The sequence below is a fragment of the Pedobacter sp. R-06 genome (genome assembly GCF_049913135.1).
Classification (GTDB): Bacteria; Bacteroidota; Bacteroidia; order Sphingobacteriales; family Sphingobacteriaceae; genus Pedobacter.
The window spans coordinates 3073847-3088725 of record NZ_CP183977.1 but is presented as its reverse complement, the minus strand read 5'-3'; the positions used below and the strand labels follow the sequence as shown (position 1 = coordinate 3088725).

The 14879-nt window shown below is 37.6% G+C and carries 14 protein-coding genes and 1 tRNA gene; 12 read left to right on the top strand and 3 right to left on the bottom strand.

Annotation, left to right across the window (positions count from 1 at the left end; all coding sequences use genetic code 11):
• Positions 1 to 193: 193 nt before the first annotated feature.
• The 7 genes from ACN9MR_RS12630 to ACN9MR_RS12600 all read left to right on the top strand — a co-directional run bounded on the left by ACN9MR_RS12630 (position 194) and on the right by ACN9MR_RS12600 (position 6339).
• Positions 194 to 418 (top strand): cold shock domain-containing protein, encoded by a 225-nt coding sequence (locus ACN9MR_RS12630; protein ID WP_426330024.1) that lies wholly within the window; start codon positions 194 to 196, stop codon positions 416 to 418.
• A 940-nt stretch (positions 419 to 1358) separates the two neighbouring features.
• On the top strand, positions 1359 to 1544 hold the full coding sequence (locus ACN9MR_RS12625) for a cold-shock protein (protein ID WP_426330023.1): 186 nt from the start codon (positions 1359 to 1361) through the stop codon (positions 1542 to 1544).
• Between the two features lie 7 nt (positions 1545 to 1551).
• Positions 1552 to 1749 (top strand): cold-shock protein, encoded by a 198-nt coding sequence (locus ACN9MR_RS12620; protein ID WP_131032641.1) that lies wholly within the window; start codon positions 1552 to 1554, stop codon positions 1747 to 1749.
• Between the two features lie 105 nt (positions 1750 to 1854).
• A complete protein-coding gene (locus ACN9MR_RS12615; RefSeq protein WP_426330022.1) occupies positions 1855 to 2064 on the top strand; it encodes a hypothetical protein in 210 nt (69 codons plus the stop codon).
• A 126-nt stretch (positions 2065 to 2190) separates the two neighbouring features.
• Positions 2191 to 2967, top strand: coding sequence for a helix-turn-helix domain-containing protein (locus ACN9MR_RS12610; protein ID WP_426330021.1), 777 nt, complete (start codon positions 2191 to 2193; stop codon positions 2965 to 2967).
• Positions 2968 to 3321: 354 nt separating this feature from the next.
• On the top strand, positions 3322 to 4755 hold the full coding sequence (locus tag ACN9MR_RS12605) for an arylsulfatase (RefSeq protein WP_426330020.1): 1434 nt from the start codon (positions 3322 to 3324) through the stop codon (positions 4753 to 4755).
• 585 nt (positions 4756 to 5340) lie between these two features.
• The gene (locus ACN9MR_RS12600) at positions 5341 to 6339 is read left to right on the top strand and encodes an IS110 family transposase (protein ID WP_426330019.1); all 999 of its coding nucleotides are present in this window, start codon (positions 5341 to 5343) and stop codon (positions 6337 to 6339) included.
• Between the two features lie 298 nt (positions 6340 to 6637).
• Here ACN9MR_RS12600 and ACN9MR_RS12595 read toward each other — a convergent pair whose 3' ends face one another.
• Positions 6638 to 7906 carry an Hsp70 family protein gene (locus ACN9MR_RS12595; RefSeq protein WP_426330018.1) on the bottom strand — a complete coding sequence of 423 codons (1269 nt, stop codon included), beginning with the start codon at positions 7904 to 7906 and terminating at the stop codon, positions 6638 to 6640.
• 157 nt (positions 7907 to 8063) lie between these two features.
• Here ACN9MR_RS12595 and ACN9MR_RS12590 point away from each other — a divergent pair, with 157 nt between their 5' ends.
• Positions 8064 to 9032 carry a hypothetical protein gene (locus ACN9MR_RS12590; RefSeq protein WP_426330017.1) on the top strand — a complete coding sequence of 323 codons (969 nt, stop codon included), beginning with the start codon at positions 8064 to 8066 and terminating at the stop codon, positions 9030 to 9032.
• A 5-nt stretch (positions 9033 to 9037) separates the two neighbouring features.
• Here the strand turns inward: ACN9MR_RS12590 and ACN9MR_RS12585 are convergent, their stop codons facing one another.
• Complete coding sequence (locus ACN9MR_RS12585) at positions 9038 to 11131, bottom strand: HRDC domain-containing protein (protein ID WP_426330016.1); 2094 nt, start codon at positions 11129 to 11131, stop codon at positions 9038 to 9040.
• A gap of 226 nt (positions 11132 to 11357) precedes the next feature.
• Between ACN9MR_RS12585 and ACN9MR_RS12580 the strand changes: the two genes are divergently transcribed.
• The 4 genes from ACN9MR_RS12580 (at position 11358) to ACN9MR_RS12565 (ending at position 13739) form a co-directional block, all read left to right on the top strand.
• Positions 11358 to 11431: transfer RNA gene (locus tag ACN9MR_RS12580), tRNA-Ile, on the top strand.
• A 461-nt stretch (positions 11432 to 11892) separates the two neighbouring features.
• Complete coding sequence (locus ACN9MR_RS12575) at positions 11893 to 12603, top strand: hypothetical protein (protein WP_426330015.1); 711 nt, start codon at positions 11893 to 11895, stop codon at positions 12601 to 12603.
• 300 nt (positions 12604 to 12903) lie between these two features.
• Positions 12904 to 13086 (top strand): hypothetical protein, encoded by a 183-nt coding sequence (locus ACN9MR_RS12570; protein WP_426330014.1) that lies wholly within the window; start codon positions 12904 to 12906, stop codon positions 13084 to 13086.
• A 407-nt stretch (positions 13087 to 13493) separates the two neighbouring features.
• Complete coding sequence (locus ACN9MR_RS12565) at positions 13494 to 13739, top strand: hypothetical protein (RefSeq protein ID WP_426330013.1); 246 nt, start codon at positions 13494 to 13496, stop codon at positions 13737 to 13739.
• On the opposite strand, the gene ACN9MR_RS12560 is transcribed toward ACN9MR_RS12565, so the two are convergent.
• Positions 13698 to 14870, bottom strand: coding sequence for a CehA/McbA family metallohydrolase (locus ACN9MR_RS12560; protein ID WP_426330012.1), 1173 nt, complete (start codon positions 14868 to 14870; stop codon positions 13698 to 13700). The two genes, ACN9MR_RS12565 and ACN9MR_RS12560, sit on opposite strands and share 42 nt — an antisense overlap.
• Positions 14871 to 14879 lie beyond the last annotated feature (9 nt).

The window sequence follows — 14879 nt, the reverse complement described above, 5'->3', positions numbered from 1 at the left end:
TTAGAATAACTTATCTATAAGGTGATTGAATTTAGATTCAAAATGAAATTATAAAACGTTTTCGGTCAAAATTCTTACATCAACAAAATTATTGCGGTTATCTATTTTTTCTTAAAGAATCTCTACTGTTCAATAGGTATTGTGCTGGTAATGTTAGTTTTATGTAGGTATACACGCTAATAATAATAATACGATGACTGGAGTAATAACAGCGTACAATAAAGAAAGGGGTTTCGGTTTAATCTCTCAATATTTGGTTTTAGAAAGCATCTATTTCGATATAGTAGATTGCAAAGCGAAAGGTTTGTATGTTGGAAGTACAGTCGAATTTGATACTGCTATCACGAAAAGAGGGGTAGTTGCTAAAAACATAATGGGTACAGCTAAACTTAAGGCGAGGCCCAAAACTTTAATATAAAGATTTCGGTTTTAAAATGATACTTAATCCCTGTTCAGCGCATTCTCTTTAGACTATTTAAAATCAGTTACCATAAGATAATTGATTTCATACATGCATTTAGTAGCAAGCCTATCTGTTTTTAGAAAAAAATCGGTTTAAAAGCAGGTTTTAATTCTTATTTCTCAAGGGCTTAAAATTAGCGATCGGATCAGTCATCAACTTATATTATATCAACCAGGGCTTATCGGAATCAGTGTAAAATGGCTATTAATATTAAAAATAATACAACTTCAAGTTGTTTTTTGACTTTTTTTGTGTCAGCCTATTGTCATTCTGATTTTAATCTGTAACTTACAGAATGGGCGATAAAGTAAATTTGATTCTTGGAATAGTTTTCCTTTTAAGTGGTTTTAGTGTTTTCTTTGTGATTTTTAGTGGAAAAAAGGGTTAGTTCAATTTTCAAATACTTTTTTAAAGAGAAATTTTTCTCTTCGAATGATTTATTTTGATGATGCGGCAAAATTCGGTATCCGGATAAAAAAAGAATTCATTTTCTGGTATTCAAAACAGCCTTTTAGTATTTAGGGTTGCTTGGGGTGCGCTAAGCATAAATGTAAGCTGAGCGCTTATTAATGGGAGCGGTTTTTATAAATTTTCTTCTATTAAAGGCTTTGTATTACCTTATGTTATGCCAATCGTGATATCGATGTTGGTAATGTGTGCTTGTTTTTGCCAGCTTTTGATCCAAATGCGCTTGGTTAAGGCTTAGTGTAACACAATAAAATAGGGAAGAAATTGCTGGCTCAGTCTGCATCTTTTTTGTTTACACGTGTTTTGTTTGTTCAAACATAAAAATCATCATTAATTGTCGTTTGATCTATAGATTAGGCTTAGAAATCTATTTAATTGCTAAAACTTTTTGAGTTTTTGTATGTTTATTGTATTAAATCTAAATTAAATGCAAGGAACAGTAAAATTTTATAATGAATCTAAAGGTTTTGGCTTCATTATAACAGAAGACGGCGAAGAAGTTTTTGTTCATGTTACAGGCTTGGTTGATAAAATAAGCCAGAATGATCGGGTAGAGTTTGAAATCGCACAAGGAAAAAAAGGTCCCAATGCGGTTAATGTAAAACTGATTTAATGCCGTTATGAGATTAGGTACCGTAAAGTTTTATAATCCTAAAGAAGGTGTTGGCAGCATTACACCATCAAATGGTGGGCGCGAAGTGAGTGTTTTTGCCCGTGGGGTAATCGATCCGATAAAACCCAATAATATTGTTCAGTTTGACATTGAATTTACGCAAAGTGGCATCGAGGCCATTAAAGTGATGGTGCTATCTGCATAGGCAGATCATTTACGGAAGATTCTTTTTGTGTCATATTACCAGTCTATTTATTATTTGGCACAGTTTTTTGGTTAGCTATATATTAGTTAACGCAAAAGGGTACAAATGGTGACAAAAGAAATGGGAACGATAGATTTTTATAATGAAACTGAAGGCTTTGGAAAAATCAGGAACGATATTGGAGAAGAAGTGCTGTTTTATCAAAGTGGCCCAATAAATGGATTTAATCTAAAAAAGGGTTTAAAGGTTTCTTTTGAATTGCATCAAATATTATCAATTGCAATAAATGTGCTAATTGTTGATCCGAAGGATTAATAATTATTAATGCTTTGATCCTTATAGCCTGTTTTACAGATAGAATTTAATCATTATAATAGATTATTTTAGCAACTTGTAACCAAATCTGATAAATTTGGTCTTACCGTTGTTTATCCTTAAGTTATGATACAGCTAGAGCCAATTACCGGTTTTTTTAAAAGAGAACGTGCGTTGCAGGCAGCATACCCTATGCGTATGTTGATTGTGCGTGAGGGGAATGGCTTTTTGTGCATGAATTCTGGCGATTACCCCTTGTTAAAAGGCCGGGTATTTTTTATTCCGGAAGAAGGCCTGGTTAGGCTCGAAGGAGAAATTACCTCAGGTTATTGGCTCAGTTTTAGCAGTTTATTATATGCCGAATTTTTACTTCAGCATTTAGATCCCCAGGCTAAGAATCTCTTCTTAAATTTGTCTTTCAGGGATCTCGATTCGCAAAAATCAACTAAAACCTATAGTTTGCTCGATCAGCTAAAAAAAGAAATCAATATTAAAAAAGACATGCCCTTTTTAGCGCAATACTTATCATTATTTCTGGGTTTTACAGCTGGTTTAGAAGGCTATCTTGCTGCTTTAACCTTAGATGATTTACAGCAGGTATTAAGGTTTAGGGCCATTTTGGAACAATTTTATAGGCAAGAAAGGTCCATTCGGTTTTATGCGGAAGGCATGGGGATGAGCCCTGGCAAATTGAACAAATTTTTAGACCGCGTACTTGGAAAAAGCTTAACAGTGCTTATAAAAGATCGGATTATGCGCGAAGCGGAAGAATTGTTGCTTCATAGCGATTATACGGTTGATGAAATAGCCGAACTATTGGGCTTTGAACAAACCACCAATTTTAGCACGAGTTTTAGACGGCATAAAGGCATATCGGTACTTCAATTTAGTCGCCTAACTTAAATTGAATGAAAAATTGGTGCGTCTGCCAAAGAAATGTTCGTCACTTCGATTTCATCTCTTCTAGAGAACAGGTTTTCCAGACCTCACTACATTAATTGCTTTCACGCCTAACGCGTAAAGTTTTGCTTACTGCATCTATTTTATCAGCCGCACCAATTTTGCATTGGCTAAATTATAAAATCTTAGCTTAAAGAAAAAAAATATTCCTAATAATGTTACGAAGTTGTATTTTAGTGTTTACAAATATGCGTCTGCGCTAATCTCGGGCAGGTAAAATAAAAAGTCTAGTAAGTTTGTAGATTATTTGCAAAAAATTATATTTGCCAAAATATAATCATTGTGAAACAAGAGTTTATGAAATCTTTTTCCTTACTAAATGTTTTAAAATTTATAGCTTTTGCTATGCTTATGGCCAGTTTTGCTTCTGTACAAGCACAAAGCAAAAAGAAACCCAATATTATTTTTATTCTGGCTGACGATCTTGGCTATGGTAATGTGCACAGTTTTAACCCAAATTCTAAAATTCCAACCCCAAATCTGGATAAGCTAACTGAAGAAGGAATTAAGTTTACCCGTTTCTATTCTGGAAATACCGTTTGCGCACCTTCAAGATGTGCTTTAATGACTGGTTATACCATGGGCCATGCCTGGATAAGAGGCAATGCGAAAGCAAAAGATGGTCTTGCTGCTTTACGCGCGCAGGATACCACCTTGGCCGAACGTTTAAAAAGAAACGGTTATAAAACAGGCATGTTTGGTAAATGGGGTTTAGGAGATGAAGACAGTAAAGGTGCCCCGCATTTAAAAGGTTTTGATAGTTTTTATGGATACCTGGATCAATCGCATGCACACGATTATTACACCAATCATTTGTACGAAATTGTTGGTGGTAAAACAGTAGAAGTGCCTGTTGATACTGCAAAATACACTGAAGACCTGATTGTAAATAAAGCGGTTGATTTTATTAACGCCAATAAGGATCAGTCTTTCTTTTTGTATCTGCCTTTAACTGTTCCGCATGCAGAGTTGAAAGTACCGGCAGAACTGTTGAAGAAGTTCCAGAATGCAGACGGTTCGAGTAAATTCCCACCTGAAAAACCTTTTGAAAAAAAAGGAAACTATGATAGTCAGGCACAGCCGCATGCTGCTTTTGCGGCCATGGTAAATAAACTTGATACTGATGTGGGCACTATTGTAGCATTGATCAAAAAATTAGGCTTGGATAACGATACCTACATTTTCTTTACCAGTGATAACGGCCCACATAAAGAAGGTGGTGCCGATCCGGTGTTTTTTAACAGCAGTGGCGAGTTTAGGGGGGTAAAAAGAGATCTGTATGAAGGTGGCATCCGCGTACCATTAATTGTAAGGGCGCCGGGCAAAATCGCTGCAGGTCAGGTTAATCCAACGCCGTGGGCATTTTGGGATGTATTGCCAACCCTTGGAGAGCTAACAGGAACAGCATCACCAAAAAATATTGATGGATTGTCTTTTTCTCCTTTGTTAAGTGGTAAAAAAGCAGCTAAAGAACATAAATATTTTTACTGGCAGTTTAACGAAGATGGCCTGAAAGAAGCTGTAACCAAAGACGACTGGAAATTGATCCGTTTTAGAAACAAAGGAACTGCAGAAAAGCTGGAACTGTATAACTTAAAAAGTGATATTGGTGAAAAGAATAATATTGCGGCAAAAAATCCTGAAACCGTTAAAGCGCTTTATGCTTTAATGAAGCAGGCCAAAACACCATCAGAAAATCCTCTCTTTGATTGGCCGGAAATTGAAAAATAGATGAAGATAATTAAGCCAATTCTAATTTTGAGCTGTACTTTGCTTTTTGCCTGTAAAAATGGTCCGGTGAAGCAGAATACTCAAGTGAAAGTGAAATATAAGCCCGCGGTTTGTTGTTCGTCTAACCTGCCATCACGCTTTGGTATAAAAGCGACTGGCAATGTTCGCCCATTTGGAAATAAACAGGTTAAAAAATCATTTTAAAATGAATTCCAAGGTTGGTGTCTCACCAACCTTTTTTTGATCGGCCATTGGTAGTATAATGGAGGAATAATGATTAGAAAATGAATGACTTGTGGTTCTTGGCGGCTGTCAGCCCCGCTTTACGCTTTATACCGACGAAGAATCGGTATGTTCGCTCCAATCCCTTAGGTTTGAGAAAGATTATCAAAGAATTAAATTTGACAAAGGAACCCTTAAAAGCAGAGGTGAACTATGCTGCGATCCAGACTTACGATCTAGAACCTGTAACAGACCTCTGCTTTTTAGTTGAACAAGAACCATATAGAATTTTAGTCTAGCGGACTATTAAGGGATTCAGTTTTATTCAACTTTAGGATTTCCATTTCACTTAACCGTAAAGTTATGAATTATGAACTATTTGTTGGAATAGATATTTCCAAATCAACCATCGATGTTGCTGTTGTTACACAGGCCTGTTTCGACAAGCCCCTCCACCATGTTTTTAAGAACAGCTATGATGGCTTTGGCCTAATGCTGGAATGGCTTTCCATACATGGTATCGCGCTTAAGAAGGTTCTTTTCTGTTGCGAGCATACAGGTATTTATATCTGCCCCATAACCAACTTTATGCATGCAAATGATTTATCTATATGGGTTGAAAACGGGCTGCACATTAAGCGTTCCATTGGACTTAAACGGGGGAAATCTGATAAGGCTGACGCACAGGCAATCGCAAGCTATGCTTTTTCAAATCAGCACAAAGCCCGTCCTTACCTCCTTCCTTCGGCAACAAGCTCAAAACTCAAACACCTGCTAGCACACCGCGAACAGTTGGTAAGACACCAGACCTCTTTTAAATGCACCTGCTCAGCGCTTAAAGGATTTGATAGGGAGAACGCTGGCTATTGCATAGCCGATAGCCAGGAAATGCTTGCCCTTTACGCCGAACGGATAAAAAAGGTAGATATCGAGTTGGCAGCCTTAATAACAGAGGACCAGGAACTAAACGAACAGTTCAGCCTTGTGCAGAGCGTGCATGGGATCGGAAAGCAGACGGCTATGTTTATCCTGATCCATACTGAAGCCTTCGCTGCATTTTCAGACTACAGAAAGTTTGCGAGCTATTGTGGAATAGCCCCATTTCCACATAGCTCGGGGACGAGTATACGAGGGAGAAACCGGGTAAGCAACCTCGCCAATAAAAAACTAAAGGCGTTACTGACCATGTGTGCGCTAAACACGATAAAAAAAGATAACGAATTCAAACGATACTATGATCGAAAAAAAGCTGAGGGAAAAAACGCTATGTGTGTACTGAATGTGATAAAAAATAAGCTACTGAGCAGAGCTTTTGCTGCTGTTAAAAGAGGTACGCCATACCTCCTGGAGCCTGCTGCATAAATCTAAAGTAATGCTCCTCAGAAAAAAAACTTTTTATTTGCATAAACCATAGAATACGGGTTTAGGAACAAGGGTTTGTGCATCCTGCAACCACAAAAATGAAATACTGTTCTGGCCCATTAGCCCCGGTTGAAGCGTTACCCTGCAGCAACGAGGAACGAGGCAGCGAAGCGTAAAAGCGTAAAACGGGAAGAAACTGAGTGTTTTGCACAGGCATTGCGCTCCAAATTCAAATCAGCATTTCTTCTCCTTGGCCTATGACGTATGCAGGCAGTGCTGCTGTGTTGCAGATTTATCTTTAATCCTCAAATAGATAGCCACTATAAGCCAATCCTTTAGCCACACTTTTAAAGTTATCGCCAGAGTTTAATGGGATGTGCGGAAACTTGGTTTTAAACAGGTTTTGGACTGCCGAAACCATAGATGTTCCGCCTGTTAGAAACAAACAATCAATGTCTGTTGGATTGATTTTGTAAGTCTCCATAAATTGATCCAGGTAAGTATCAATTTTGTTGATGTCTTTTTCGATAATTGAATTATACTGTTCGAGTGAAATATTTTCATCAATCTCGATTTCCATATTGTTATAGGCAAATGTAGAAACAGGCCGATCAGAAAGTTCGATTTTTGTTTTCTCTATCGATCTGAATAAAGAATAACCCAGGTTGTTTTCGATCAACGTGATCAGGTTTTTAAATTTCGGATCGTTTCCAGAGTAATAATAATACTCTTCAATCTCTTTCTGGATTTTTAAACCGTTAAAAAAGTTCATTTTATCCCAGGTGCAGATATTGGCAAAGAGCGATTTCGGTACATTTAAAATTTTGCCGGGTGTTGCCTCATACATCGTGTTTTTCCCGAAATATGGCGTTCCCTTATCCCACATAAAAGCGGAGTCAAGACTATCGCCACCAATGTAGATACCACCTGAGGCTATCATATCATTTTTACGGTCTTTGCTGCCAACCTTATCCGGATCAAGGATCAGGTAAGTGAAATCTGTTGTACCTCCACCTAAATCGGCCACCAGAACACGTTCTTTCTTCTTGATTGTTTTTTCGTAGGCAAAGGCTGCCCCGATAGGTTCGAATTGAAAACGCACATCAGTAAAACCTGCGCTTTCAGCTGCTTTTTTTAACCTGGTTTGCGCCAGGGTATCTTTCATGGTATTATCATCATCAAAGAAAACCGGACGGCCGATAATGGCTTTGTGGCAATCTTCGCCCGTAATCAGGTCGGCTTTTTCTTTCAGGTCTTTAAGAATGAGCGTAACCAGATCGGAAGCTGTATATCGTTTATTGTGAATACGCGTTTCGGTAAAAGTAGTTCTAGAAAGAATCTGTTTAATGGATTTGATAAAGCGGCCTTTCATACCATCGCTCAGGTAAGCATCTATTGCTTTTTCGCCAACAATATGACTTTCACCATCAATAACGCTTTTTACTTCTGTAAAATAGATTAATGAGGGGATAGAAATCGTATCTACAATTTCTTTCTTTTCTTCATCATAAATAGAAAGTGCCGAATTGGTTGTTCCAAAATCGATTCCGTATAAAAACTTACTCATGGCTTGATATGCTGGTGTGTTTGGCGACTAAAATGGGGTTGCGAAAGTATTAAAAAAAAGCGAGGCCTGAAAGCTTTATAAGCTAAAAATATCGCTTATAAATAAAGTCTTATTCTGTATATTTAAGAAATTGTTTACACCATAAATTAAAACACAGTTGAAAACCGCCAAAATCTTTTTACTGGGTTTAATGCTCCAGCTTTTCTGTATAATTACAGTTTCTTTAGCACAGAAAAATACACCAGATACCGTAAAAACCGGAATTTACGTAACCAGTATCCACGATATAGATTTTAAAGACAAAGAATATACCATTAATTTCTGGCTATGGCTAAAATATAAAAACAAGGAGTTTAATTTTGCTGATAACCTGGAGATACCGCAGGCCAAAACGGTTAGCAAATCATTTTCAACTATAGATAGCATTGGTAATGAGGTATACATGTTAATGAAATTGCAATGTGTAATGAAAGACTCGTGGTCAATCAATAATTTTCCATTCGACCATCAACTGCTGAGGCTTTCTGTAGAAAATTCGCAATTCGATTCAGCAGCCTTGGTGTTTGTTCCTGATACTTTAGGTAAGCAGTTTGATCCTCGCTTTACCCTACGCGGCTGGAATATCGATAGTTTAAAAACCTCTGCAGCCAATAAAATTTATGAAACGGCTTTTGGCGATCCAGGTATAAAAGTGCCAAGAACAGAATATAGTAGTTATAAGGTGAGGATCGGGATTAGCAGAGATGCTTTTGGATTATTCTGGAAAATGTTTTTAGGCATGTATGTGGCATTCTTAATTGCCTATATGTGCTTTTATATCCATGCTGATAGCATTGATTCGCGCTTTGGATTAAGTGTAGGCTCTCTTTTTGCTGTAATCGGTAATAAATACATTATTGATGGTTCGCTCCCCGAATCGACTACTTTTACCCTGGTAGATACTTTGCATGGAATTACTTTGGTATTTATTTTGATCGTTATCATATTAACAGCCTTTTCTTTAAAAATGATCAAAAGAGGAGAGGAGAAAAAAGCCGAAAGGTTTGATCGGTTTTTCTCCATCTCGCTTTTAACCGTTTACCTTGTTTTAAATATTTTCTTTATTGTAAAGGCAATAAACGCTTAAGTTATTTAGAATAACTCGCTTGTACCCAGATGGGCGTTTACAATACGGGTAATCTGCTGGCCAAGTTCTTTTGCATTGCCAATGCCTACACTTTTAAGTGCCGCCAGTTGGTCGGTAGTTCTGGGCATTTTTTCGGCAATGGAAAGTAGTGCTAAATCTGAAAGCACCGCATAATCTTGAGTGCCCCGTTGCAGCGCGATTGTTTTGCGCCATTCGACCAGGTTTTTATAAACCTGTGGATTGGAAATCTCTTTCGGCTTGATGCTCGATTTAACCGGTTTTTTCTCTGGCTGTTTATTGCCTGCCGCATGTAAAGTATCAATATAACCTTTGATTGAAAATGGATTCCACGAAATTTTAAATAAAGCCAGTTTTATCTGGAGTGCATCTTTACAGTCGTTTAATACTGTAAGTAGTTTATCAGAGTGGGTATCATTGTAAAAGTTGATGCCCACAATTCTTGCCATTAAAGTCATGAGCTGTTCCAGTTTCGGAACGAAATAATCAGATGCCTTCTGCAAACGTTCCATAAAAGCACTTTCATTTGCCGGATTTTCATCGGTGCTTATTTTAGAAAATTCCTTTGCGATAAAATTTCTGGCCACTTTGAAGATTTCGTGCTGAATGATCTGGTTCCCTTGTTCATAAATTGATAAAAAGGCATTTTTCTCGTCTTTGTCGATCAGTTTAGACCGACCGAGTTTTTCCCAGTCTTTGGCAACCAGTGAGAAATCCAGCAATTCATGGATCAATCCCCAGGCATATTGTTGGGTATAACGTGCCAGCAGCTCAGCTGTAGGTTTATCCTGGTGAGCGGTTTTTGTGAAACTGATTACCTTGGCATCGGTAATAATGTTTTCGGCAACCACAGGTGATTTTAGAATAAGTCCTTCTAAGCTTCTGCAGCGACTGAGTGCTACATAAGCCTGTCCGTGGGTAAATGCAGTACTTACATCAACTATCGCCTGATCAAAGGTTAACCCCTGGCTTTTATGTACCGTAATAGCCCATGCCAGTTTAAAAGGGTATTGTGAGAATGATCCGGTGCTGGTTTCGTCGATTTTATTTTCTTCGTCGCTCAGGCTATATTTAACATTTTGCCAGATTTCTTTTTCTACTTCGATTTCCCTGCCACCATTGGTAAAGGTTACTTTTATAGAATCCTGACTAATAGCGGTTATTTTTGCCGCTTTTCCATTGTAAAACTGCTTTTTACCCGACGAATCATTTTTGATAAAGATGACCTGCGCGCCCAGTTTTAACTGGAGTTTTTCATCAGTAGGATAGGCATCCTTAGGGAAATCGCCACTTACTTCTGCGTTAAATTCGAAAATTTCTCCGGGTAATTTTTCTAAACAGCCCTGGTTAATTTCGTTAACCAGCTGGTTGTGCGTGGTTAAAGTAATGTAATCATCTTTCCATTCCTGATCTAGAGATGGATCGTAACGCTCATTCAGTTTCGCTAGTAAGCCAGCATCAAGGCTGTTTTCGCGCATGCCGTTCAAAATATCCAGAAATATGGGGTCTGATTGGCGATAAACTTTATCTAAGGTAAACGTAAGCATTGGCGTAGACCTGAAAATCAGGCTATCGAAAAAGTAAGGGCTGGAATAGTAGCTGCCCAGGATATGCCAGGCATCATGAAAAATAGGAGAGAGCTGATAAAGATCGCCGATCATCAACACCTGAACGCCACCAAAAGGACGATTAGAGCCTTTAACGCGTTTTAAGGTACGGTCGATAAAATCAATTAGATCGACCCTAACCATACTAATCTCATCAATAATCAATAAATCGAGGCAGCGTAATAACCTTGTTTTTTCATCTGAGTATTTAAAATTAGTTTCCGCATTTTCATCAACAACCGGAACCAAAGGGCCAAAGGGAATCTGAAAAAAGGAGTGAAGCGTTACGCCTCCGGCATTTATTGCGGCCACAGCGGTAGGCGCAACAATGGCAAAATTCTTTTTCGTGGTATCTCTAATCTTGCGCAAAAGGGTAGTTTTACCCGTTCCGGCTTTACCCGTTAAAAAAACAGGCTGGTTGGTGGTGGCTAAAAAATCTAAAAGAAGTTGGTTGTCCGGATCGGGCGTATTCATATCAATTACAAAAATAACCTATTCGAAATTGATTTAAGGATAGATTAACAGGCGTTTTATCCACAATTTTTAATCAGAAACGAGGATCAACAAAATGAAGATTAAAATTAAACACTTGAAAATGAGTTTATATTCTTTCTTTTTATGAAAAAATGCCGAAAACATTTTCCTAATTTCAATTCAAATTTGTAACATTGCACTCGCAAAAAAGGAATACCTTTTTTCCGGGCCTATAGCTCAGCTGGTTAGAGTAGAAGACTCATAATCTTTTGGTCCCTGGTTCGAGCCCAGGTGGGCCCACTGCTTTAAACCCCTTTAAGGATAACTTAGAGGGGTTTTTTGTTGCCTGAGTTTTCTTTAAAGCACCTTTTTAGGATCTGTCTGATTTTTGATTAAATAGATATAATTGAAAATATAGCCGGAGATCATAATCTGCATTTGATTGATTTACCATAACACATAAAGAGGAGCGAAAAATTAAATTTAATAGCACCTCCCTTATATAATCCCCCTATATCCACTTGGATAACATTTTAAGAACTCATCAAAATTAATAATCTCTGCTTTTCAAAAATTTAAGCGACTACAAAAGTCCGTTAGAAAAAAGGACAACGGTTTTGTTTAAAAATTAATTAAAATACCTGGTTTTAGGTAGATCTATATAGTGGTTTATCGTTATTTTCAATCTATTTGGGCCAAATTATTGGGTATGGCACCACAGTTGCAATTTGGCATTTTAAAACTTAAATTAAAATTGCATAATGAAAACAACAACAAACTTAACTATGGTAATCAAAGGATGTGCATTTGCTTTAATGGTAGGTGTCGTGCTACAATTTGCGGCTTGCTCTAAAAGCAAAGATATTAATCCGAGCGATGAAGAAATCTTGAGTAAGAAAATAGAAGATATTATTCCGCAACAGTATGTGGATAGCTTGACCAAACTGGGTTTTACTATAAATAAGGGTACTACGCCCCCAAATATCGATGGTTCTTATTTATTTAAGCCTTTTACCATAAAAAGCAGTAATATACCATACGATAGCTATCAGCCTGGTTATGTGCTTATTGATGGCGTAGTTAAACTTTATGAGCAAAGTGCCAGCGATTTCAGCATAAAAATGTTGGGTAAAAACTTTATCGGTGCAGCAGATACCAGTGTTGTAACCGCCATTAGTGGAAGCGGAAATAAATTTACCGTTTACGGAAAGGTAAAAGCGTACAGAAACGGTGGTTATAATTTTTACGCTTTTTTAATGTCTGGAGAAAAAGACGGCAATAATATTAAAAACGGAATTGCTGGTATCATAAATATCGATGATTCTCACACCGGACCTAATACCATTGCAGAAGGACAAGGCAGAGTTGCCTTTGATGGCGATTATACTTCTGGACCTACAGACTTTAATAGCAAAACCGCTATGATTACCGAAATAAATACCATTAGTAGTAAACCATCTCAACTCAAATAACAAAGACAGCGGCTCGGAAAATCTCCCAAGCCGCTGTCTGATGTTCTCTTTTGTCATTCTGAAAATAAAAAGATAATATTTAAGTAACACACAAACCTGATCAAAACAATACTGTATAATATTTTGAAACTATACAGCAAATCATTAAGCAGAAATAGAGCAATCAATAAGTGTCGAACGCTATGCTATATTTTTGCCAAATCTGCGATTAAACGCAAATCGGCCAGGAAATGGTTCGAGAGGCGCCCAGTGGGGACACTACTTTAAACCCCTTTAAGGATAACTTAGAGGGGTTTTTTATTGCTCAAAAAACTAGGTTACCGGCTATTTAAAAGCAGTTTTAATGATGGCAGACCATCTGTAGATATTTTTGGTTATTATCTGCTTGAAAAGACAGCATTGCGGAACATCGGTAGGCCATTAAAGCATGTAAAACTACCTGGTGGTGATCGCTTTTACCTGAAAGATTTACTGGCTGCCTAGCTGGAAAGGCCAGCGAAAAGGGCCATATTTAATTACCCCTGCTTTACCTGTTGTTTACCCTTTGTTGCTACCAGGTTAACCCCAACGTTACCTCAGGCTTACCCCGGCTTTACCTTTTGGTTACCTAAAAGGTAAAGCCAATGCCTGTTTTGGCCAATCGGCTACACTGGTTATGGTTATGTTGCCCTTAAGCAGGCTGCCACAAGTGGCCCGGCTGTGGCAGCGGGGGGCAACCGTAGCGGTCCAATTTAGCTCATTATTCGTGTTAATTGGTCCAATTTAGCTCATTTTAGCTCAAAATGAGGTGCTAATGCTGCTAAGTCGCTAGGTTTGAGCATGGATTTAAACATAGCGGTATAAACAGCAATCCTTTTATACAAACATTTTTTTAATAAAAAACAAAAATTATGGCAACTTATTCAAAAGGCGCAAAAGGCGCATTCCCGGGCAAAGTAGGCAGTGGGGCACAACTGGCGCAACATAGATTACCTGAAAGCAATGCAAAGCGTTTCGACAAGCTCAACATTACAAGTTCGAATGGAATCACAACTTATGATACAGCCTCCTTTGACAGGCTTTATATTTCCTTTTTAAATGATTTTAAAGAAAATCTAAAATTTTGGGTCGAAATTAAAATAAATCGGATTTGCTAGAGCAACCATATTTTCACTTAAAGCCATAGATTTTGGTACTTGTGGATAAGGAGTATTTACGCCTTCGACAGTAACCCGATAATAGCTTCTCCCTTTTGTATCCGGTGTATCTTCAAATTGAACCATTGGTATTTTGCCTTTAGCATGGTAAGTATTCAATTTCTTTCCATTTTTAATGATGGTAATGGTGTAATCAGCATCTGGTAAAGTATTACCAATTAACTGAGCCAAAAATTTTACAGGTTTACCTTTAGAAATGGCATTATCGCCCATCATCATCTCGAATTTACCATCTTCATTTGCATCAGCATAAAATTCTACTCTTGGCGCGAAAGGATTTGAACTCACCGAAACCTTTCCATGAGTTAGTGCATCAACAATTGCCGTTAAATTTTTCTCTTTTGCGAAAACCCAGGTTGTTGGCGTACCCACATAATTATATTCGGCCTGATAAGTATTTGTACTTGGTTTTTCAGTTCCTGTAGGTACACCGTGATGTGCATCACTTCCTCCTCTTCCCGTCATCATTCTTCCTGATGAAAGCATATCATCCCAAATCATAATTGCATTTGCATTTTTTGGCCAAACTGACGAATTCCAAACTTCAATCGATTGAACCAGATCATAAGAAAAGCCAAAATTGTCTTTTCCGCTCGGATGATTTGCCGATAAGTGAATATGAAGTGATTTTTTCACTTTACCAATATTAACATCACGTTCATCGCGAACATCAAATAAGCGTTTATGATGATACGGTTTATCAGAAAATACATTTCCATGCCCTCTGGTTGTCGTCCATTCTGCACCATATAACAGTAGAAGCGAGTCTGATTTAAATTCTGGATCTGCCCAGGTATGCTGTTCCACATCGCCATCTACATGATTATCGTGATCTGTAATACACACGTAATCCATTTTAACAGATTTAGAAAAATTAATGATTTTTGCTATCGAATTATTTGATGATTCTGTGCTATGCCGTGAATGCACATGTAAGTCGCCTTTTAACCAAACGCCATTTTTATTTATGATTGCCGGAGGGTTAATAGTTTCCTGTGCCTGGATATAGCCTGCATTGAGCATTAAAATAAGGCAAAATGAAAAACGAAAATATTTTAATTGAATAGACATAATGTGATT